Source organism: Rhodococcus globerulus (assembly GCF_019334125.1).
GTDB lineage: Bacteria > Actinomycetota > Actinomycetes > Mycobacteriales > Mycobacteriaceae > Rhodococcus_F > Rhodococcus_F globerula.
On the sequence record NZ_CP079698.1, the window covers coordinates 6,621,104 to 6,642,693 of the forward strand.

Annotated in this window: 23 protein-coding genes; 15 read left to right on the forward strand and 8 right to left on the reverse strand. The window is 62.1% G+C overall.

What is annotated here, in order from left to right; genetic code table 11:
* The first annotated feature begins 5 nt into the window (after positions 1-5).
* Positions 6-1,196, forward strand: coding sequence for a pyridoxal phosphate-dependent aminotransferase (locus KYT97_RS30265; protein ID WP_033234069.1), 1,191 nt, complete (start codon positions 6-8; stop codon positions 1,194-1,196).
* Positions 1,193-2,203: an AraC family transcriptional regulator gene (locus tag KYT97_RS30270; RefSeq protein ID WP_033234068.1), complete on the forward strand. Its 1,011-nt coding sequence runs from the start codon at positions 1,193-1,195 to the stop codon at positions 2,201-2,203. The genes KYT97_RS30265 and KYT97_RS30270 overlap by 4 nt, the downstream gene beginning before the upstream one ends.
* Here the strand turns inward: KYT97_RS30270 and KYT97_RS30275 are convergent.
* Positions 2,200-2,625 (reverse strand): VOC family protein, encoded by a 426-nt coding sequence (locus KYT97_RS30275; RefSeq protein WP_033234067.1) that lies wholly within the window; start codon positions 2,623-2,625, stop codon positions 2,200-2,202. The two genes, KYT97_RS30270 and KYT97_RS30275, sit on opposite strands and share 4 nt — an antisense overlap.
* A gap of 34 nt (positions 2,626-2,659) precedes the next feature.
* Entirely contained in the window at positions 2,660-3,100 is a 441-nt protein-coding gene (locus tag KYT97_RS30280; protein ID WP_033234066.1) for an Lrp/AsnC family transcriptional regulator, read from the reverse strand.
* Positions 3,101-3,179: 79 nt separating this feature from the next.
* Between KYT97_RS30280 and KYT97_RS30285 the strand changes: the two genes are divergently transcribed.
* The 4 genes from KYT97_RS30285 to KYT97_RS30300 all read left to right on the forward strand — a co-directional run bounded on the left by KYT97_RS30285 (position 3,180) and on the right by KYT97_RS30300 (position 6,343).
* Positions 3,180-3,917, forward strand: a complete 738-nt coding sequence (locus tag KYT97_RS30285; protein WP_245005969.1) for an AzlC family ABC transporter permease — start codon at positions 3,180-3,182, stop codon at positions 3,915-3,917.
* Positions 3,910-4,239, forward strand: coding sequence for a branched-chain amino acid transporter permease (locus KYT97_RS30290; protein ID WP_033234065.1), 330 nt, complete (start codon positions 3,910-3,912; stop codon positions 4,237-4,239). The genes KYT97_RS30285 and KYT97_RS30290 overlap by 8 nt, the downstream gene beginning before the upstream one ends.
* A 153-nt stretch (positions 4,240-4,392) precedes the next feature.
* Positions 4,393-5,523 carry a Nickel transporter NicT gene (nicT, locus tag KYT97_RS30295; RefSeq protein WP_033234064.1) on the forward strand — a complete coding sequence of 377 codons (1,131 nt, stop codon included), beginning with the start codon at positions 4,393-4,395 and terminating at the stop codon, positions 5,521-5,523.
* Between the two features lie 187 nt (positions 5,524-5,710).
* The gene (locus tag KYT97_RS30300; protein WP_219111502.1) at positions 5,711-6,343 is read left to right on the forward strand and encodes an alpha-ketoglutarate-dependent dioxygenase AlkB; all 633 of its coding nucleotides are present in this window, start codon (positions 5,711-5,713) and stop codon (positions 6,341-6,343) included.
* A 4-nt stretch (positions 6,344-6,347) separates the two neighbouring features.
* Here the strand turns inward: KYT97_RS30300 and KYT97_RS30305 are convergent, their stop codons facing one another.
* Together KYT97_RS30305 and KYT97_RS30310 are read right to left on the reverse strand one after the other, a co-directional pair.
* Positions 6,348-7,010, reverse strand: coding sequence for a CoA transferase subunit B (locus KYT97_RS30305; protein WP_033234062.1), 663 nt, complete (start codon positions 7,008-7,010; stop codon positions 6,348-6,350).
* Complete coding sequence (locus KYT97_RS30310) at positions 7,007-7,753, reverse strand: CoA transferase subunit A (protein WP_033234061.1); 747 nt, start codon at positions 7,751-7,753, stop codon at positions 7,007-7,009. The genes KYT97_RS30305 and KYT97_RS30310 overlap by 4 nt, the downstream gene beginning before the upstream one ends.
* 165 nt (positions 7,754-7,918) lie before the next feature.
* Here KYT97_RS30310 and pcaH point away from each other — a divergent pair, with 165 nt between their 5' ends.
* Genes pcaH through KYT97_RS30340 form a run of 6 tightly spaced genes read left to right on the forward strand, consistent with a single transcriptional unit; the run spans position 7,919 to position 13,879 of the window.
* Entirely contained in the window at positions 7,919-8,638 is a 720-nt protein-coding gene (gene pcaH, locus KYT97_RS30315) for a protocatechuate 3,4-dioxygenase subunit beta (protein WP_033234060.1), read from the forward strand.
* Complete coding sequence (pcaG, locus tag KYT97_RS30320; RefSeq protein ID WP_033234059.1) at positions 8,631-9,302, forward strand: protocatechuate 3,4-dioxygenase subunit alpha; 672 nt, start codon at positions 8,631-8,633, stop codon at positions 9,300-9,302. The genes pcaH and pcaG overlap by 8 nt, the downstream gene beginning before the upstream one ends.
* A 12-nt stretch (positions 9,303-9,314) precedes the next feature.
* Positions 9,315-10,643 (forward strand): 3-carboxy-cis,cis-muconate cycloisomerase, encoded by a 1,329-nt coding sequence (gene pcaB / locus KYT97_RS30325; protein WP_219111503.1) that lies wholly within the window; start codon positions 9,315-9,317, stop codon positions 10,641-10,643.
* Complete coding sequence (gene pcaDC, locus KYT97_RS30330; RefSeq protein WP_219111504.1) at positions 10,640-11,821, forward strand: bifunctional 3-oxoadipate enol-lactonase/4-carboxymuconolactone decarboxylase PcaDC; 1,182 nt, start codon at positions 10,640-10,642, stop codon at positions 11,819-11,821. The genes pcaB and pcaDC overlap by 4 nt, the downstream gene beginning before the upstream one ends.
* Positions 11,818-12,642, forward strand: coding sequence for an IclR family transcriptional regulator domain-containing protein (locus KYT97_RS30335; protein ID WP_092806533.1), 825 nt, complete (start codon positions 11,818-11,820; stop codon positions 12,640-12,642). The genes pcaDC and KYT97_RS30335 overlap by 4 nt, the downstream gene beginning before the upstream one ends.
* 25 nt (positions 12,643-12,667) lie before the next feature.
* Positions 12,668-13,879, forward strand: coding sequence for an acetyl-CoA C-acetyltransferase (locus KYT97_RS30340; protein ID WP_219111505.1), 1,212 nt, complete (start codon positions 12,668-12,670; stop codon positions 13,877-13,879).
* Between the two features lie 14 nt (positions 13,880-13,893).
* Here the strand turns inward: KYT97_RS30340 and KYT97_RS30345 are convergent, their stop codons facing one another.
* The 4 genes from KYT97_RS30345 to KYT97_RS30360 all read right to left on the reverse strand — a co-directional run bounded on the left by KYT97_RS30345 (position 13,894) and on the right by KYT97_RS30360 (position 18,029).
* Positions 13,894-14,718 carry a crotonase/enoyl-CoA hydratase family protein gene (locus tag KYT97_RS30345; RefSeq protein WP_219111506.1) on the reverse strand — a complete coding sequence of 275 codons (825 nt, stop codon included), beginning with the start codon at positions 14,716-14,718 and terminating at the stop codon, positions 13,894-13,896.
* Positions 14,719-14,931: 213 nt separating this feature from the next.
* Positions 14,932-16,302, reverse strand: coding sequence for an HNH endonuclease signature motif containing protein (locus tag KYT97_RS30350; RefSeq protein WP_219111507.1), 1,371 nt, complete (start codon positions 16,300-16,302; stop codon positions 14,932-14,934).
* Between the two features lie 138 nt (positions 16,303-16,440).
* Positions 16,441-17,292, reverse strand: coding sequence for a hypothetical protein (locus KYT97_RS30355; RefSeq protein WP_219111508.1), 852 nt, complete (start codon positions 17,290-17,292; stop codon positions 16,441-16,443).
* A 44-nt stretch (positions 17,293-17,336) separates the two neighbouring features.
* A complete protein-coding gene (locus KYT97_RS30360) occupies positions 17,337-18,029 on the reverse strand; it encodes an SDR family NAD(P)-dependent oxidoreductase (RefSeq protein ID WP_033234051.1) in 693 nt (230 codons plus the stop codon).
* A gap of 149 nt (positions 18,030-18,178) precedes the next feature.
* Here KYT97_RS30360 and KYT97_RS30365 point away from each other — a divergent pair, with 149 nt between their 5' ends.
* From KYT97_RS30365 to KYT97_RS30375, 3 genes are all read left to right on the forward strand, one after another.
* Entirely contained in the window at positions 18,179-19,081 is a 903-nt protein-coding gene (locus KYT97_RS30365) for a LysR family transcriptional regulator (protein WP_219111509.1), read from the forward strand.
* A gap of 154 nt (positions 19,082-19,235) precedes the next feature.
* Positions 19,236-20,612, forward strand: a complete 1,377-nt coding sequence (locus KYT97_RS30370; RefSeq protein ID WP_033234049.1) for an MFS transporter — start codon at positions 19,236-19,238, stop codon at positions 20,610-20,612.
* A 67-nt stretch (positions 20,613-20,679) separates the two neighbouring features.
* Positions 20,680-21,561, forward strand: coding sequence for a shikimate dehydrogenase (locus KYT97_RS30375; protein ID WP_219111510.1), 882 nt, complete (start codon positions 20,680-20,682; stop codon positions 21,559-21,561).
* Positions 21,562-21,590: the final 29 nt, after the last annotated feature.

The following is a 21,590-nucleotide window of genomic DNA, read 5'->3' on the forward strand; positions in this document are numbered from 1 at the left end:
CAAAGATGCCTTCGACGCCCCGCAATCGCACCGTTTCGCGCCTGCAGCCTTTTGCGTCCACGATCTTCGCGGAGATGACGGCACTGGCAACTCTTCACAACGCCGTCAATCTCGGCCAAGGATTTCCCGACACCGACGGACCCGCCGCGATGCTCGACGTCGCGCGCCAAGCCATCGCCGACGGAGTCAACCAGTATCCGCCGGGCCCGGGTATGCCAGTTCTACGCCAGGCCGTTGCCGCCGACCGGATAGTACGGTACGGCTTGGAATTCGATCCTGATTCCGAAGTACTGGTGACCGTCGGAGCCACAGAAGCGATCAGCGCTGCAATTCTGGGTTTGGTCGAACCCGGTGAGGAAGTAGTACTTATCGAGCCGTACTACGACTCGTACGCGGCTTCCGTCGCTCTGGCCGGCGCGATCCGTCGTACCGTTCCGTTGGTCGCGTCGGGTGACAAATTTGTTGTCGACATCGATGCAGTCAAGGCAGCGATTACCCCCAAGACAAAGATGCTGGTGGTCAACAGTCCACACAACCCCACCGGGACGGTGTTCACCGATGACGAATTGCGCGCACTTGCAGAAATTGCGTGCGAACGCGACCTGATCGTGCTGAGCGACGAAGTCTACGAGCACTTGGTGTTCGACGGCCTCACGCATACACCGATGGCGTCGCTGCCCGGAATGCGTGAACGCACCGTCACAGTGTCCAGCGCCGCAAAAACTTTCAATGTCACCGGCTGGAAGACCGGCTGGGCGATCGGCCCGCGCGAGCTCATCGACGGCGTGCGCGCGGCCAAACAGTTCATGTCCTTTGTTGCCGGCGCGCCGTTCCAGCCGGCTGTCGCCTATGCATTGACCAACGAGCAAGCGTGGGTCGCGGATCTGCGATCGAGTCTGCAGTCCAAGCGAGATGTGCTTGCCGACGCGTTGACCGACGCGGGACTCCACGTGCATTCGGGAGGTGGCACCTACTTTCTGCTCGCGGACATCCGGCCACTGGGCGAATCCGACGCGGGAGATTTCTGCCGCGCGTTACCGGAACGCATCGGAGTCGCAGCCGTCCCCGTCGACGTATTCGCCGACAACCGTGACAGCTGGAAGCACTTGGTGCGGTTTGCATTCTGCAAACAGGACCACGTACTTGCCGAAGCAGCGAGACGCCTCCATCTGCTCCGGGGAGCCGCTCACCCATGAATGCTCGCACCATCCCCACTGCATTTATTCAGCGTTATCTCATGTTCTCGCCGGACAACAATGTGGACTTGTCGGGCGCCTTGCGGGCAGCGGGAATCGATCTCACCACGCTCGCGGACCCACGTGCCCGGCTCACCCCCACTCAAGTAACTACGTTCATCCAAACCACCTGGCAGATCACGAACGACGAATTGTTCGGTCTCGGGCGCGCCCCTGTCCCCCGCGGCACCTTTCGGCTGATCTGCCTGACATTGATTCACTGCCCCGACCTCGGTAGCGCTTTCGCTCGGATGGCAGATGTGATCCGAGCACTGCCGAGTTTGGCCCCATTGACGATAGAAGCGGGTGAGGAGAGCACACGCATCAGTTTCTCCGGTCACCCGCGGGAAGGAATCTCCGAACCCGATATCGCGGCACGCGTGACAACGGACTTCATGCTGATCCTCCTACACCGATTTGCCGCGTGGTTGATCGGCAAGCGGGTCCGGCTTCGGGCCGTCGAGTTCCCGTACTCGGCGCCGGATGCGCGGTTGGCCCAAGACTACGACTACATCTTCGGCGTCCCGGTTACGTTCGATGCGCCCTGCGCCGCTTTGGATTTCGACGATTCTGCGATGCGAGCGCCGATCATCCAGACCGAGGAATCCCTCGAGGAGTACTTGCGCGCGTCGCCTATCCAGCTGATGTCCGAGCGCGATTACGACAGCACCGCGTCAGCCCAGGTACGCCGAGTTGTGGAGTTAGGCGTGAAGGGGCGCACCTCGACAGCGGAAGAGATTGCCGAAATGCTCTCGATCAGCGTGCCGCACTTGCGACGGTTGCTTCGCCGCGAGGGCACGTCACTGAATCAGCTACGCGAAGAGGTGCTCCGCGACGTCGCGATCGCCGGCCTTGGCCGGGGCGAGTCGGTAGACGTCCTGTCGGCTCGCCTCGGGTTCTCCGAGCCCAGCGCGTTCCGCCGCGCGTTCAAACGCTGGACCGGAGATACTCCCAGCTCGTACCGCTAACTGACACAGAATTCGTTGCCCTCCGGGTCGGACATCGTGATCCACACGCTCGGGCCTTGCTGACCTCGGTGAAGTATCGTCGCGCCGACCGCCTCGAGATGAGCGGCTACGTCCTCACGGTTGTCTCCCACTCTGATATCCAGGTGAAGTCGGTTTTTCACCGTTTTCTTCTCGGGCACCAGCTGAAACAGAACTCGCGGACGCTCCGGATGTTCCGGGTCGCTGATGGCTGCACCTTCCCTCCAGACGAGCACGCCTTCAAAAGTGGTTGTGTCGGATTCTTGCGCGTGCCCAGCTGCGACGAGACCTCTGATGAAATCCTCATCGCTCGGCTCGACAGCCCAGCCGAGTGCGGCCGCCCACCATTTTGCCTGTTCATGTGGTTGCGCGGAGTCCACGGTGACTTGAAATTCGTATCCCATGTTCCGACGTTAACGCCACCTACCGACAAAAATCTCAGTCCACACTCTTGATGGTTTTCATCGTGATGAGCGAGGTCACCCGTGACACAGCGGGGAGGCCACTGAGTTTGGTGGCCATGAATTGTTCGTATGTCGCGAGATCCTTCACCGCGACGCGAATGAAGTAATCGGGGATCCCGAAGAGCCGTCGACATTCGATCACTTCGTCGAAAGCCGCGACGCGTGATTCGAAGTCCTCGATGGTCGCCTGGTCGTTGACGCCGATCTCGGCTGTCACGATCACCTGAAATCCGCGGTCGAGCGCCTCGGGGCTGACGATTGCCCGGTAACCGGTGATGACTCCGTCGGCCTCGAGTTTCTTGACCCGGCGCAGGCACGGCGACGGCGTCAGCCCCACCAGATCCGCCAATTCGGTGTTGGTCAGACTGGAGTCCTGACGGAGGTGGAATAAAATTGCGTCATCCATGGCATCCATGCGGATATTATTGCGCAAAGTCTCAATTCCGCGCATTCTGGGCAATCGTCAACCGCGGACTTTGTACTACATTTCTGGGGTGATCGAATCTTCAACATCAGCGGATGCAACTGCCGTCGATGCCGCGCGCCAGAGCCCGGCGTGGCGACGCGCCTTTGCATTGTCATTGCCGGTCGGCATCGGACTCCTGCCACTCGGCATCGCCCTCGGGGTGCTTGTTGTGCAGCAAGGCCTGAACCCTTGGTGGGCACTGGTTTTCACTTCGTTGATCTATGCCGGATCGCTCGAGTTCATTGCCGTCGGCATGGTCGCCGCGATGACTCCCCTGCCTTACGTCGCACTCACCGCGTTGCTGGTCAACTTTCGGCACGTCTTTTATGCGCTGAGCTTCCCACTGAACAAGGTGCAGAATCCGTTTGCACGCTTCTACAGCATGTTCGCTCTCACCGACGAGGCGTATGCCATGTCGGTGACAACCGATCCCAAAGCCCTCTCCGGCCGGGTCATCGTCTTCTCGCAACTGTTCCTGCACGGCTACTGGGTTGGCGGAGCAATTCTCGGAGCTACTGCGGGACAATGGATTCCCGATTCGATCGTCGGAATGGACTTTGCGCTCACAGCCCTGTTCGTCGTCCTGTCGATCGAAGCGATGCGAGCTCAAAGCGGCTACACCGTCCCAGCGGCAGCGGTCACCTGCGCACTGGTGGCCCGCCTCATCGCACCCGAACATGTCCTACCGATCGCCATGGGCGGGTTTGTCACCTTCCTGATCATCCGATACTTCGCCACCTCCCGAAAAGCAGCAGTAGATGCCTGACACCACGTACATCTTCACCGCCGTTGCCATCATGGCCGTCGTCACTTTTGCTTTGCGCGCCATACCCTTTGCCGTCCTGAAGCCACTGCGCTCATCGGCGCTCGTCGCGTACCTCGGCATCTACATGCCGGCGGGAGTGATGCTGATCCTGGTGATGTACTCACTGAAGAACGTCTCCGTCACCGGGCCCTCACACGGATTACCCGAACTGATCGCCGTCTCGGCCACCGCCGCAATCCATCTGTGGCGAAAGAACGCAGTGCTGAGCATCGTCGTCGGGACCGCGATGTACGTCGCATTGATGAACACGATCTTCGCCTGACTTTCCCATCAGGCAGCAAAGCACCTTTACTCCCTGATGGGCAATCTGTAACAAGAACGCCCTTATCTGAACAGTTGAACACTTATACGATTTATCTATGACATTTTTCCGTGTCAGGCCCGCCGACCCTCCACACGAAATCGGTGACGTTCGATGACGACGGATACACACTCGACCGGAAACAAACTCGTCGCAGCGTGGACGAGCCTGGACCGCTCCCAGCGACGCAGCATCATCGGAATGACGGCCACGGTCGTCACGCTCAACGTCGTCGGCTGGGCAGTGCTGCTCGGCCTGGTCGTTCCCGGGCACTACACCGTCGAGGGCAGCGCGTTCGGCGTCGGACTGGGCGTCACCGCCTACACGCTCGGAATGCGACATGCCTTCGACGCCGACCACATCGCCGCCATCGACAACACAACACGCAAGCTTGTTGCCGATGGCAAAAAGCCCATGTCCGTGGGGTTTTGGTTCTCACTCGGCCATTCGACCATCGTATTTGTCATGGTTGCACTGCTCGCGCTGGGCGTACGACGGCTGGCGTCCACCCTCTCTGACGAGAATTCCGACCTGGGGAAATGGGCCGGATTGTTCGGAACCACTGTCTCGGGCACATTCCTGATCCTGATCGGCCTCCTGAACCTTGTGTCCCTCATCGGAATTCACCGGGTCTATACAAAATACAAGGCCGGAACGTTCGACGAAGAACAACTCGAGAAGGAACTCGACAGCCGCGGCGCGTTGAACAAGATTCTGGGGCCGGTCATGAAAACGGTCCGCAAGCCATGGCACATGTATCCAGTCGGATTACTGTTCGGCCTGGGGTTCGACACCGTAACCGAGGTCGGCTTGCTCGTCATCGCCGGCGGCGCAGCTGTGACGGGATTACCGTGGTATTCGATTCTCGTTCTGCCGATTCTGTTCTGCGCCGGGATGTGCCTCTTCGACTCCATCGACGGTTCGTTCATGAATTTTGCCTACGGTTGGGCGTTTGCGCAGCCGGTCCGAAAGATCTACTACAACATGGTGATTACCGGCTTGTCTGTTGCCGTCGCCCTCATCATCGGAGTGCAGGAGATCATCTCGATCTTCACCGAGAAGCTCGAGATTCACACCGGAATCCTGGGCACGATCGGCAGCCTGGACTGGGGCGCGATGGGCTTCATCATCGTGGGGCTGTTTGCGATCACCTGGCTTGTTGCGATTGCCGTATGGAAGCTGGGACGCGTCGAAGAGCGGTGGCAGGCGCAATCTGCCGCGGCGGCGGGGCAAGAAGCGACGTAGGCGTGTTTCGCGAGCAGCCTTCCGGGGTATTGACCGATTGCGGCGGAGATTTCGGAGCGAGGGGTCAGCCGCAACAGGCCTGCCGCCCGGCTGTCACTCGCCGGGAGGTGGGCCGCCTAACTTGATGCGCCGCGAATCCTTCGAAAATTCGAACATATGTTCTAGCTTTGGGTGTAGTCTGATCTTCATGTCCAGCGCCATGCAACAGTCACTGTTCGACAATGTCGACCTAGGTGTTTCCTTGGCTGACCTCGACAACACCCTGCAACGACGGACACTCACCGCGGGCGCGTGGGTCGACCACAGGCCGGCTTGGCTCACTGGATCGGAGGCCGTGTTCGATACCCTCGAACGATCGGTGCCCTGGCGTGCCGAACGGCGGCAGATGTACGACCGCGTGGTCGACGTTCCGCGACTGGTGTGTTTCTACAACGAGAACGAGCCACTACCGGATCCCCTGCTCACCGAGGCGAAGGACGCTCTGAGCAGCCACTATCGCAGCGAACTGGGCGAACCGTTCACCACGTCCGGCCTGTGCTTCTACCGCGACGGCAGCGACAGCGTCGCGTGGCACGGCGACGACACCGGGCGAAGCCGCACCGAGGACACGATGGTAGCCATCCTGTCGCTCGGTGCTGCCCGCCCGCTACTTCTTCGTCCCCGCGGCGGCGGTGAGTCCATCCGCTTCAACCTCGGGCACGGCGACCTGCTGGTCATGGGAGGTTCGTGCCAACGGACGTGGGAGCACGCTGTACCCAAGAGCGCTCGCGCCCTCGGCCCGCGGATCAGCGTGCAGTTCCGCACTCGCGGAGTCCGCTGAACCGTCAGACGAGCAGTTTTGCTCCGGTGGCGGCAACAACGTCGTCGACGCTCACTCCCGGCGCCGTTTCGACCAGGCGAAGACCGTCGGCGGTCACGTCGATGACCGCCATGTCGGTGATGATCCGCTGCACACAACCCTTGCCCGTGAGTGGAAGGGAGCATTCTTCGACAATCTTGTGCTCACCCTTCTTCGACACGTGCTCCATCATCACGATGACGCGCTTGGCGCCGTGGACCAGGTCCATCGCGCCGCCCATTCCCTTGACCATGTGACCGGGAATCATCCAGTTCGCGAGATCACCGGTGGCGCTGACCTGCATGGCCCCGAGGACAGCAACGTCCACCTGGCCACCGCGAATCATGCCGAACGACGCGGACGAGTCGAAGAACGACGCGCCTGGCAGCACCGTGATGGTTTCCTTACCGGCATTGATCAGTTCGGGATCGAGTTCATCCTCGGTCGGATACGGCCCGACACCCAAAACGCCGTTCTCCGAATGCAATACAACGGTGATGTCGGTGGGCAGATAGTTCGGAACCAGCGTCGGCATGCCGATGCCGAGGTTCACGTACTGGCCGTCTTCGAGTTCGCGAGCGACCCGCGCAGCCATCTCTTCACGGGTGAGTTTGGTGGGAGCTTGGCCCGCCTCGTTTGTCAGTGTCATGCTCGTACCGTCCGATTCTCGATGCCGACCGTCACGGGGCCGACGTGGACAACTCGCTGGACATGGATGCCTGGTGTGTGGATCTCGGCGGGGTCGAGTTCGCCGGGTTCCACGAGGTGTTCCACCTGAGCGATGGTGATCCGACCGGATGTTGCCGCGGCCGGGTTGAAGTTCTGAGTGCTTGCTCGGTAGACGAGATTGCCGTGCCGGTCGCCTTTCCAGGCGTGAACCAGGGCGTAGTCGGCGACGATACCTCGTTCCATCACATAGGTGACGCCGTCGAAGTCACGAGTTTCCTTGGGCGGGCTGGCAACTGCGATGCCGCCGCTTCCGTCGTAGCGGAGTGGCAAGCCGCCGTCGGCGACCTGGGTGCCGACACCAGCGGGCGTGAAGAACGCGGGGATACCTGCGCCACCGGCGCGCATGCGCTCAGCGAGGGTGCCCTGCGGAGTGAGCTCCACTTCCAGTTCACCGGCGAGATACTGGCGAGCGAACTCCTTGTTGGAGCCCACGTACGAGCTGACGGTCCGGCGAATCCGCCCCTTCTCGAGGAGCACCCCGAGGCCGAATCCATCAGTGCCGCAGTTGTTACTCACGGTCTCGAGTGACGTTGCGCCTTGCTCGAGCAGAGCGTTGATGAGGATCTCGGGCACTCCGACGAGCCCGAATCCTCCGACAGCGATCGTGACGCCGTCCGGCACGTCCGCGACGGCCTCGGCTGCAGTGGGAATGACTTTGTCCATCATGTCGATCACAGTAGCGTGCGCCGTACGTATTGTGAACCCCTGTGCGGATCACGAACATTTCTCGCCCCCGGCATTGCCTGGGTCACAACAACGAACTAGTCTGTTCGCAGAGCGCATCACCTGTACACATTGCGAACACGTAATCGAACGACGAGGTTCCCTATGCTGCATTTACCGCCGAGGTACCAGCGGCCGACCGGCGTCAACGCCCCGGCTGATTTCGCGGACTACAAGACCACCTCCCTCCGCCACCCCAAGCAACCGCTGAAGCTGCTCCCGCAGCGCCTCACGGAATTGACCGGGCCGGTTTTCGGTGAGGACCGCGTCGGCGCTGGTGAAAACGATCTGACCATCGCCAACGGAGGCGAAGCACAAGGACAGCGCATCGTGGTTCACGGCCGTGTCCTCGACGGTGACGGCAAGCCAGTCCCCCACACCCTTCTGGAGGTGTGGCAGGCCAACGCCGGCGGACGCTACCGCCACACGGGTGACAACTGGCCGGCTCCACTCGATCCGTTCTTCAACGGTCTCGGCCGTTGTGTGACGGACGCCGACGGCCACTATTCGTTCACCACCATCAAGCCAGGCGCCTACCCGTGGATGAACCACGACAACGCGTGGCGCCCGGCCCACATTCACTTCTCGCTCTTCGGTACGGCATTCACGCAGCGCCTGGTGACGCAGATGTACTTCCCCGACGACCCGATGTTCTTCCAGGACCCGATCTACAACGCCGTACCTGAAGAAGCGCGTCATCGCATGGTCAGCGTCTTCGACTACACCGCCACAGCACCCAACTGGGCTCTCGGGTTCCGCTTCGACATCGTCCTGCGCGGACGTAACGCTTCCGTATTCGAGAACGAGGAAGACCACGATGACTGACAAAACTGCGAAGCCTGCACCAGCCACATCCCCCGTCGCTTCGCTCGCCCCGACATACCCCGTCGTCCCCGGCGATTTCACCACGGCACCTTTCGGAGTCACGCCGTCGCAGACTGTCGGCCCGTACTGGCATATCGGCCTCCCCTGGGCTGACGGACCCGACGCGGCCCCTTCCGACGCTCCTGACCGAATCACACTCGCCATCACGGTGATCGACGGCAACCGCACACCGGTGGCCGACGCGATGATCGAGACGTGGCAGGCAGATACGCTCGGGCGCTTCAACCATCCCGACGATCCCCGCGGCGCAGTCGAGCTCACCCCGGCAGGCTTCCGTGGGTTCGCCCGCAGCGCAGCAGATCCCACCGGAACTGCCCTGGTCCACACCGTCAAGCCCGGCGCACTGCCCACCGAAACCGAGGTTGACGAAGCTCCCCACGTCAACGTCTCGATTTTTGCCCGCGGCATGCTCGATCGCCTGGTCACTCGGTTGTACTTCCCGGAAGACGCAGACGCGCACGCGACCGATCCGGTGCTGAGTTCGCTGACCGAAACCGAACGCGCCAAGTTGGTTGCAACAAAGGTCGACGGTGGGTACTCCTGGACGGTCTATGTTCAGGACGACAACGCCGACGGCGTCGAGACGCCCTTCTTCGAGCTGTAAAGAGGAGTACACATGTCCACTCGCGGCGCACTGTTCGATCCGGTGTTCGGTGCCACCCTGGTATCCGAGCATCTGTCAGACCAGGCGTGGGTGACCGCGTTGCTCGACGTGGAAGCCGCACTGAGCTGTGCGGCGGCCACGATCGGGTTGGCCGACGGTAACCAGTGCGCCGCTGTGGCGGCTGCTGCCGCAGAGCTGTCCAAACCCGGTGGGCTCGACATCGTCGCACTGGGTCGCGCCTCTGCCTCGGGTGGTAATCCGGTGATCCCGCTCGTGAAGATTCTGCGTGAACGTGTTGCTCAGGACGGTATACCTGGCAATGTTGTTCACCCGGGCGCCACCAGCCAGGACATCATGGATTCCGCACTCATGCTGCTGACGCGCCGCGCAGGCTCTGTTGTACTCGCAGATCTGACCTGGGCTGCCGACTCTGCAGCTCGCCTCGCCCGACTCCATCGCTCGACGCCGATGGTGGCGAGAACCCTGGGGCAACAAGCACTTCCGACCACCTTCGGGCTACTGGCAACAAGCTGGTTCACCGCACTCGACGCCGCTGCCAATCGACTCGAGACCGTGCTGTCGACATTGCCCGTTCAATTCGGCGGTGCCGCAGGCACACTCGCCGCGTCGTATCCGAACGGTCTCGCACTCGCCGACGCTTTTGCCGACGAACTCGGCTTGGCTCGGCAGCTTGTTCCGTGGCATACCGATCGCGTGACCATCGCCGAACTGGCAACCACCCTCGGCATCGTCGCCGGGGCCGTATCCAAACCGGCTACAGACATCACCGTCATGGCATCGACGGAGCTTTCCGAAGTTGCCGAGAAAACTCCAGGCGGCTCATCCGCCATGCCGCACAAGCAGAATCCGGTTGCCGCCGTTACCGCCCGTGCGGCGGCGCGGCGTGTTCCCGCACTCGTCGCCACAGCGCTGTCCAACATGGATCACGAGTTCGCGCGGGCGGCCGGTCCGTGGCATGCGGAGTGGGAAACCGTCACAGATCTCCTGCGTCTGGCCGGCGGAGCGGCACATCAATTGTGCGTCAGTCTTGCCGGCTTGCAGGTGCATACCGATTCGATGGCACGCAACCTCGACATCACCGGTGGTTTGATTCTTGCCGAACGGGTCACGAAGGCCCTCTCGGCGCACACCGATCGTGCTCGTGACATCGTCACCGCCGCAGCCGCTTCTGGCACGCGCTTGGACCGCGACCCGGCAATCACGGAACACTTGACCGCAGCCGAACTTACCGAACTTCTTGATCCAGCACAGTATCTGGGCCACGCCACCGACCTGGTCGACCGAGCCCTCGCCGCACGCCCCACAGGAGGACCCCGATGAGCGTCGCGCTCAACTTTCACCAGACCGGCAATCCCGATGCTCCCGCAGTCATGTTCCTCGGCTCGCTCGGATCCGATCTCTCCATGTGGGCGCCGCAGATCCATGCGCTGTCGAACCGCTACCGCGTCATCGCCGTCGATCATCGTGGTCACGGTAAGTCCCCGGTACCCGCCGGCCCGTACACCGTCGCGGACCTTGCCGGAGATGTCATCGCTCTGATCGATTCGCTCGAACTCGAGTCGGTTCACCTGGTCGGACTCTCCCTCGGCGGTGCAGTCAGCCAGTGGATCGCCGCGCACCATCCCACTCGCGTCGACACCCTGACATTGCTGTGCACGTCCTCGCAGTTTGCCCCGGCCCAGCCGTGGATCGATCGAGCGCAGACCGTCCGCACCGACGGCATCGCGTCCATTGCCGCAGCTGTTGTCGGACGCTGGTTCACACCCGGACTTGCCGAAAGCGATCCGGAACTTGTCGCGCGGCATGTGGCGATGGTCGAGGCAACACCTGACGAGGGATACGCTGCCTGCTGCGAAGCACTCTCCGTCTGGGACGGCCGCGGCGACCTCGCCCGGATCGTGGCTCCGACCCTCCTCATCGCGGGCGAGCAGGACCCGTCGACTCCCCCGGCCACCCTGGCAGCGATTGCCGACGGTATTGCCGACTCCGTGATGCACGTCGTCGATCCCGGAGCGCACCTCGCCAATGTCGAGCAGGCCGGACGCGTCACCAAACTCCTTGCGGCGCATATTTCCTCGCATACACCGGCGGTTGCTCAGCGCAGCGCCGCGGTCGCGGCCGGGATGACCGTCCGGCGCCAGGTTCTCGGTGACGCCCACGTCGATCGGTCCATCGCCGGCGCCACCGAGTTCACCGCGCCGTTCCAGGATTTCATCACTCGCACCGCCTGGGGCGACATTTGGTCGCGTCCCGGACTCGATCACCACACACGCAGGCTGCTGACTCTCGCGATACTCACCGCAGTCGGCAACGAGCACGAACTCGACATGCATATCCGCGCCGCACTGCGCAGCGGAATGGATCCGGATCAACTCGTGGAAGTATTTCTCCATACCGCGGTCTATGCGGGTGTGCCGAACAGCAATCAGGCTTTTGCGCTGGGTAAGCAGGCACTCGCGGACCTCACGCCGAAGCCCGAGGAGAACACGACACCATGAGCGAAACCAACAGCGACCAGTCGCCGGGGCCGTCACCCGACTACGTGCAGTCGCTGGCCCGCGGACTGTCCGTCATCAAGGCGTTTGATGGCGAGCACCCCCGGCGCACGCTCAGTGAAGTCGCCCGGACCACCGATCTCACGCGTGCCACAGCGCGTCGGTTTCTGCTCACTCTGGTGGAGCTCCAATACGTACGTACGGATGGTTCGGTGTTCTGGCTGACTCCACGCGTTCTCGAACTCGGGTACAGCTACCTGTCCAGCCTGTCGCTGCCCGAGCTCGCGGGACCGCATCTGGAGGCGCTGTCCGCCAAGGTCCGGGAATCCACCTCGGTCTCCATCCTCGACGGCGACGACGTCGTGTACGTCGCCCGCGTACCGGTCAGCCGCATCATGACGGTTTCCATCACCATCGGCACTCGCTTTCCGGCGTACGCAACGTCCATGGGGCGAGTGCTGCTCGCCGGTCTGCCAGACGACGCACTCGAGCAGTACCTGTCCCGAGTCTCGTTCACACGTCTCACGGGCAAGACCATCTCGACTCCCGAAGAACTGCGGGCCGAACTCGACAAGATTCGCGCCGACGGTTACTCAGTGGTCGATCAGGAGCTCGAAGAGGGGTTGCGATCGCTCGCAGCACCGATTCGCGATGCCAACGGCGCCGTGGTTGCCGCGGTGAATATTTCCACCCAGGCTGCCCGCTACAGCACCGAAGCGGTTCTCGCTGAACTTGTTCCGGCTGCGATAGCCACCGCCGACGCGATTTCCGCCGATCTCGGCCGTACTCAATCCTCGAACAATCACTCGGCTGCTACGCGCTGATCGAGCTCACTCCAAGGAAGAACTCATGCCTGACGTCGTCATCTGCGAACCGCTCCGCACACCGGTAGGCCGCTTCGGCGGTGTCTTCCGCGACATCGCACCGGAAGACCTCGCTTCCACCCTCATCACCGAACTCGTCTCGCGCACCGGAATTTCCGGTTCCGATGTGGACGACGTGATCTTGGGGCAGGCATCCCCGAGCGGTGAGGCCCCGGCCATCGGCCGCGTTGCCGCGCTCAATGCCGGACTCGGCATCGATGTCCCCGGCATGCAGGTGGATCGGCGCTGCGGATCCGGATTGCAGGCGATCATCGCGGCAGTCATGCAGGTTCAGTCCGGCGGCAGCGATCTGGTTCTCGCCGGCGGCGCCGAGTCCATGAGTGCGGCCGAGTTCTACGCCACCGGAATGCGTTGGGGCGTCAAGGGTGAAGCCGTGGCGCTCAGCGATCGTCTGGCCCGCGCCCGTGTCACTGCCGGCGGCCGAGACTTCCCCGTTCCCGGCGGCATGATCGAAACCGCAGAGAACTTGCGGGCAGAGTTCTCCATCAGTCGCGAGGATCAGGACGCATTAGCCGTGCAGTCCCATCAGCGCGCGGTCGCCGCCCAGAAGAATGGCGTCTTCGCCCAGGAAATCGTTCCGGTCTCCGTACCCCAGCACAAGGGCGACGCACTCCTCGTCGACACCGACGAGCATCCGCGCGCCGACACCTCGATGGAATCCCTTGCCCGCCTTCGCCCCATGCGCGGCAAGATCGATCCCGACTCCACAGTCACCGCCGGCAACGCCAGCGGCCAGAACGACGGCGCGGCACTCGCCATCGTCACGACCGCCGAGAAGGCCCAGGCGCTCGGCCTGCGTCCCCTTGCCCGCCTTGCCAGTTGGAGTGTTGCCGGTGTTCCACCCCGCACCATGGGCATCGGCCCCGTTCCGGCGTCCGAGAAAGCACTTGGCCGCCTCGGCCTCACCTTGGCAGACATGGACGTCATCGAACTCAACGAAGCCTTTGCCGCACAGGCACTTGCAGTTCTGCGCACCTGGAAACTCGAAGCCGACGACCCCCGCATCAACCCCAACGGCTCCGGCATCTCACTCGGTCACCCCGTAGGTGCGACCGGCGGACGAATCCTCGCCACCCTGCTGCGCGAAATGGATCGACGGGAAGCCCGCTACGGCCTCGAAACCATGTGCATCGGCGGCGGCCAGGGACTGGCTGCCGTGTTCGAACGCCTCAGCTGAGAATCGCGCGGCACTTATTGTTTAGCGTCGTTTTGCTGAGCGTCGTTCTCGAACCGTCCGTGCCGTCCCGCCCCGGCAGCAAAGGCCGCCGCTCCGCGCGCACCTTCGGCAGCGACAATCGGACTACCAGCCGCACCTTCCGCTCGCAGCGCTTCCGCGAGCGGAAGGTCGAATGACCGGTACGCCGACACCCGGTCCGCCAGCATACACAGCTGCGGAAACGCAGTGAGCTGCTGCGCCAGTTCTTGCGCTGCCGCCAAGGAGTCACCTACCGGAACAACACGATTCACCAGCCCGAACGAAAGTGCTTCCTGGGCGTCGACGGGCCGCCCTGTCAGGATCATGTCGAGTGCGCGGCCCTGTCCCACTATGCGTGGCAATCGAACGGTTCCGCCGTCGATCAAGGGCACTCCCCAGCGCCGACAGAAAACACCGAAGACCGAGTTTTCCTCACAGACTCGCAGATCGGCCAGCAAGGACAATTCCAGGCCACCGGCTACCGCATACCCACTGACAGCGGCGATCAGCGGTTTCGACAGCGCCAGCCGACTCGGACCCATCGGCCCCGTACCGCCGCCCTCCGGGTCGAGTTCATGCAAGCGCGACGGATCATTCACTGCCGTCAGATCTGCTCCGGCGCAGAAAGTTCCACCGGCACCCCAGAGTATTGCGACGTGCGCAGTATCATCGGCTTCGAAGTCCAGAAATGCGTCACGCAGCTGCGCGGCCATCGGCCCGTCGACGGCATTCTTTCGGTCGGGACGATTCATGACGATGGTGGTGACGCCACCCTCGCGCTGTACATAAACATCGCCGTGCGGGCGATCCGAGTCGGTCACTGTGCTTCCTCACTATCCGCGGACAGGGCCCCTCTGTCCACACTGCCACTGTCCACACTGCCACGCAGGAAAATGAATCGTCAGCCGTTCGCGCGATCAAGAACCCGAGAACCAAGAAACAGATACCCGAACCCGCGCATGCGTGTTGGCTTCGCACCGGCTAGCTGGTGATGCGAAGCTCTCACACGGTATTCACTTCCGGTGGAACCGGATTCAGTCTCGGTGAACTGGGCCTTGGCGGGTGGTGGAGCGTCGGCGTCGTTGTTTGGGGTCGATCGCGGCTGGTGGGATGAACCACGGTTTGTGATCATCGCCCATCTTGATTTCCCAGATTCCGCGGAACCCGCTGGTGCTGTGAATCAACCGGTGGTGGCTACGGCAGAGGAGGGTGAGATTGTCCATCACCGTCAGTCCGCCGGTTGACCAGGGTTTTATGTGGTGAGCGTCGCACCAGGCAGGTACCGCATCACAGTTGGGGAAGGCGCAGCCTTTGTCCCGGGCAATCAGTGCGGTGCGTTGTTCCGGTGTGACGAGGCGTTTGTGCGGCGTCGCATCCAACGGCGCACCGTTGCCGTCCATCAACACGGTCGAGAGCATGCAATCGCAGGCGAGCATCCGGGTCAGGCTCACACTGAGCGGTCCCATCCAGGGCATGTATCCCACATCAAGATCTTCGAAATCAGGCTCGTCGTCATCGAAGGCACTGCCGTAGAACTCACCATCATCCGATGCGCCTTCGCTGCGCATGGTGGCGCATTCGCGATGCTCGGCAAGGTCTTTCGCGGTGATGTGCACGTTCACGTGCGGACGCTGACCACCATCAACACCGGTCATGGCATTGTCGAGGTACCGGCGGATGAGTTCGGTAAAGGCGTCGGCGGTGCGTTTGGCAGCTGATCGTTGATCCGGGGTTCCGTCCGCTGCTGGTTTCGGCATCGACAACCCCGAAAGTGCCGATAACAGCATTTCGCCCGTGAGCGCGTCGAAATCGCCCTTGATCGCGACGCGTCCGTTGAGCGTCGGCGAAATCCGCAAGACGTTGAGGTCGTCGTCCTCACCGGGTGGGGTGTCGTCGGATTCGAAGATCCGCTCGAGAACTGCAATCGCGTAGCGGAGTTTGATGGTGGTCGCCTCCACACCCGACCCTGCCGCGAGAAGGGTTGCCATGCAGGACGGTAACGCCCTGTCGGGCATTCCTTTTGGTGGGGATTCGCAGAACGCGGCGATCATTGCCGCATGATCGAGCGAAAGATCACCGGCCTCGAATTGGGCAGTAATGTCCGGGAATGCCCGCAGTGCGGCACCGAGGGCGGCGATCTTGTTACCGGCCGCATTCTGCAACATCGTATTCGCCGCCAACCACCGACCCAAACCTCGATAACACAGCACCTGCTCATCCGGATTGAGCGCCAACGCATCTACTGCGGCAACCCGAATCGCTTCCAACCGAAGAATTTCCGCAGACACACTAACGGCAACGTCCCGAACCTCAGCCGGACGCAACCGCCACAACCTGCCCCGCACACCCGTCGCGGAACCAGCGACAACATCCCCCACCGAAACAAAATCGTTCACCGTAGTCATCAGAGCCTCCCCACCCTTGACTCAAGTATACTCGAACACCTTTTCGATTCAAGGGATATTTCGGGCACATTCGGCCGAATATTGCTTGTAGCCAGGAGTATTGATCAAACGAGAGATGGCACCCTACTCCCCCACCGCCTATCGAGGATCCATCCGATAATGCAACGCCATGGCCCGGGCGCGCCACAGACGCAATTCGTGATCGGTTCGCAGAACACCTTCCGAGTCTTCGAACACGTGGAATCGCTCATGGATCGGAATCCTTGCCGCATAGACCTTTCCATTCTCCACGACAGTGACGTATGCCCCTATGTCCCCGAATTCTCCTTGCCCCGAGGTGAGTAGCAGGGAACCGTCGTCGCAGACTTCGGGGTGCAGGAACACCTGAACATTCCCAGACTCCAGCGGGAACGAGACATGGATACAGGGTTGAGAACTGTTCGGCAGCAACGTGATTCGGTAGTACCCACTGAAGAGATAGTCACCTGACTTTCGCAGTGTCCGCAGCCAGGCCGAACCCGCATGCCTGCCGTCGGCATCCGCTACGCGTGTAATCGAACTGTCGACACCATACGCAACTGACATCGGGTTTACGGGCAGCGCAAGTTGCTGCACGCGCCGACCGTAGAACCGCTCGACCAGCGACCCCCACGGCGCAAATCCCGGCGCCCATTGTGTCCACGCCTGCATTCGCCACGTCGAGGTTCGCTCGTAGAAATCACGGATGGACGGCGTCAACCGGGACGGATCAAAATCCGGCCCCGCCAATGCATCCATGCGCGGTAGGAGACCCTCGACCGCTGCCCCCACACCAACCGTGCCACCGATACGCAACGCTTCGGCGTGAATCCAACTGTCTTCCACCGGACCACGCACCGCCGTCGGCGCTTGCAACCACGTATCTTCGGACAGGTCGATTTTGCGGCCGACTACACGCCAGAACACACGCGTCGCGCGATCTACAACAGGCCACAGACGTTCACCCGCCATCGACGTCCCCTTCGCCTTGGTGCCCGGTCATCTCCACCTGGACACTAGTACGTTGCACGACCTCCACTGGCGTCGTACACCGCACCGGTCGAGTAACTCACCGCCGTCGAGGACAACCAGCCGATCAGCTCGGCAATTTCGTCCGACTTCCCCATCCGCGACATCGGCGTCAGACTCTGCGACCGAGCGAGAATTGCGGGGTCGGTGCCCGCATTCATCGGACTTTCGACGGCGGCCGGAGCCACGGCGTTGACCAGGACTCCGGTTGTCGCGATCTCCTTGCCCAGTGACTTTGTCAGAGCAATGACGGCAGCTTTCGACGCGGAGTACGCACTCTGGTTGGGGTTACCGTCTTTTGCGGCAATGCTCGCCAGATTCACAATGCGCCCCCAACCTGATGCGGCCATGCCGGGTACAAAGGCGCGGCACATGAGGAAGGTTCCTTCCACGTTGATTCGGAATGTGCGCTGCCAGTCGGCGAGCGAGACATCGACCAGCGGCGCCGACGGACCCACGATGCCGGCACTGTTGATCAAGATGTCGACCTTGCCGATGCGCGCACGCAACTCGCCAACTGCAGCCGGATCGGTCACGTCGAGACGTTCGTCGGCTCCCTCCGCGATGTCAGCGGTAATTGTCCGAACACCGTTGTCGGACAATAGTTTCGAACATGCGGCACCAATTCCGCTGGCGCCGCCTGTAATCAGCGCAACTGCACCTTCTGGATAGCTCTGCATCAGTCTCATCTCCCGGAGATCATGTGCGCTCAGCGCTTAATTTAAGATACAAATAGATATAATCTGCGTCACACTGTGTACGATTTCGAATATATGGCGTCGGGCAGAGTCGTCAAAATCAACAGTCGACATCAACGAAGGACACATCGATGGAAATTCGCTGGTTGCACGCGTTTGTCGCGGTCGCGGAAGAGCTACATTTCGGCCGCGCGGCGTCACGGCTGCAAATGGCTCAGTCGCCCCTGAGCCAGATGATTCGCAAGCTCGAGAAGAACATCGGCGTGCAACTGTTCGAGCGCAGTACTCGCACCGTCGCGCTCACCTCCGGTGGGCACGCTTTCCTGCCACACGCCTATCGCGTTCTCGAAAACATGGAAACCGCCCGTCAAGCCACCCGCGCGTCCACCGGCGGCGTGTACGGCCGTGTCGCGATCGGATTCACCGGCGTGCTCAACCACCAGGCGTTGCCGCCGTTGACGCGCGCATTGCGCCAGCGGTACCCCGAGGTCGAATTGACCCTCCTGGGCCGCATCATGACCCGAGACGCCGTGACACAACTCGAGAGCGGCGCATTGGACCTGGCGTTTGTCGGGTTGCCGGTGGCGGCGGCGCCGTTGTCCACCCGCCTGATTCGCCGCGAAGCCTTTGGCGTCGTACTGCCGATCGATCACCGGTTGGCCGCCGAGAGCGAAATCGACCTACGCGAATTGGCCGACGACGGATTTGTCACCACACCCATGTCGGCCGGTTCCGCCCTGCAGGAGACGGCAATGCGGGCCTGCATGAATGCGAACTTCCGCCCGCGCGTGGTCCAGGAAATCACCGACCCCTACATGATCCTGATGCTCGTTGCGGCGGGAGTCGGCGTCGCCTTGATGCCGTCTGGCATGGCCGGCATTACCCCTCCCGGCAGCGTCTTCGTTCCCCTCACCGGCGAACCGACGTACATGAACCACGGAATCGCCTGGTCACCGCGTCGCATGACCGACGCGCTCGCAGTTGCCCTCGCAACCTCGGAGGAAATCCTCCCCACTCCCGAGATTGAGACGTAATTCGACATTATCTGAGACTCATTTAGTGTTGGACGCGCCATAGTCCTTCATGGCAAGGTCGTCTCAGCCGCCGAAAGGTGAGGGACGTCACCGCAGCGTGACGCATCACGACACGTGCCACCACCGTCGGCCAATCGGGACGAAAGGACTACCCATGGCGCCTCCGCCTACCCCCGCAGTTTCCACGACCGGGACCGACGAAAAGCCGAACTCCAACGCTCGGCGTGCCGCAGTGTCGGGCTTCCTCGGAAGCACCCTCGAGTACTACGACTTCTTCATCTACGGCTCCGCCGCCGCACTGGTGTTTCCCACGATCTTCTTTCCCGGCGGAGGCTCCACCGCCACGCTGCTCTCCATCAGCACCCTGGGCGTGGCCTACGTCGCCCGCCCGCTCGGCGCAGTGCTGTGGGGACACCTCGGTGACCGCTACGGTCGCAAGAACGCACTCCTCGCGTGCCTTCTGCTCATGGGAGTCGCGACCGTCGTCGTCGGCTGCCTGCCGACGTACGAGCAGATCGGCATTGCAGCGCCGATCATCCTCGTCTTACTTCGCCTCCTCCAAGGCCTGTCTGCGGGTGGAGAATCACCCGGCTCCTCAGCACTGACACTCGAACACTCACCGGATCACCGCCGTTCGTTCTTCACGTCGTTCACCATGAGCGGCATCATGTTCGGCATCGTCATCTCGAGCCTGGTATTCATCCCAGTAGCAAGCCTGCCCGACGAAGACCTTTACTCCTGGGGCTGGCGAGTTCCCTTCTGGCTCAGCATCATCGTGACCGTCGTTGCACTCTGGCTGCGACGCGCACTCGACGAGCCTGAGGTATTCGAAGAGCTCAAGGAACAGGACAACACGGCAGGAATTCCCGTCGTCGAGATGTTCCGCTCGCACTGGCGCACCGTGATTCGCATCAGCATGAGTTCGACCTTCGCGATGATCAACACCATCGTCAACGTCTTTGCCCTGGCCTACGCCGTCGAATCCGGCTTCGAACGCTCGACGATGCTCTGGGCAATTGCCACGGCCAACTTCGTTGCGGTACTTACCCAGCCGCTGTTCGGCATTCTGTCCGATCGCTACGGCCGCAAGCCCATCTTCGTCATCGGCGCAATCGGCGCCGGCCTGATGGTCTTCGTTTTCTTCCACTCGATCGGAACCCAAAGCGTTCCCATGGTTTTCGCTTCGGGAATCGTCATGATCGGCATCTTCTACGCGATGCCCAATGGCACCTACCCGGCGTACTTCCCGGAGCAGTTCCCCGCCAAGGTTCGCTACACCGGTATGGCCGTGAGCCTCATGCTCGGACTTCTCGTCGCCGGCTTCACACCGGCAATCGCCCAGGCGATTTCCGCAGGCGACAAGAGCAACTGGACACCGGTCGCGTGGATGTGTCTCGGCTTTGCGGTCGTCTCCGCCATCGCCGCGATGTGCGGTCCGGAAACCTATCGGACGCCGACCGCAGAACTCGGCGAACCGAAATCAGTCACGCTCACGAAGCAAGACCCAGAGCTCACCAGCAACAACGCTTGACCGGACCGGCCCCTCGCGCTGACTTCGCGCCGCGAGGGGCCGTCCCCACTTATGCAGGAGAAATGTCATGCCTACCGAATCCACCCGTCACCGGATCGGCCTTGTCGGCGCGGGAATCACCACCTCACTCTCGCCGGCGCTGCACTCCCACGAAGCGGCAGCACTCGGTCTCGCCGCCTACAGCTACGAATTGATCGACCTCGAGGCAAGGAATGCCTCGGTCGAGAAGACCGCCGAGTTGGTTCGCGCCGCCGTCACCGGTGGTTTCACCGGGCTGAACATCACGCACCCGTGCAAGCAAGTTGTCGTGGACGCCCTCGACGAACTGTCCGACAACGCCCGACTGCTCGGCGCCGTCAACACGGTTGTGGTCGACAACGGCCGTCTGATCGGCCACAACACCGATCACAGTGGATTCCTCACCGCACTTCAGCGCGGGCTACCTGACGCCACCTTGGACCGAGTTGTCCTCGCCGGCGCCGGCGGGGCAGGTTCAGCAGTTGCCTACGCGCTGGCGGCAGCCGGTACGACGGATCTCCGCATCGCCGACGTCGACTCAGAACGCGCTGCCGATGTATGTTCACGCGTTGCCTCGGCTTTCCCTGACACGCGCACAACAGCTTTGGCGATTGGTGAGATCGCCGATAACCTGGCGACAAGCGACGGCGTCGTCAATGCGTCTCCGATCGGTATGGTCGGCCATCCCGGAACTCCGTTCGACCCCGCTGCGCTCCACTCCGGCTTGTGGGTCGCGGACATCGTCTATCGGCCGATGCGCACCGAATTACTCGACGCTGCAATCGCTCTCGGGTGCCAGGTGCTCGACGGCGGCCAGATGCTGGTGGCTCAAGCCTCTGACACCTTCACACTTCTGACGGGCATCGAAGCTGACACGGATCGGATGCGCACCCACCTGAGCGACATGCTCTCCGAGATGGCCAGCGCATGAGCACAGTCGAACACTCACTCTCGCAAACT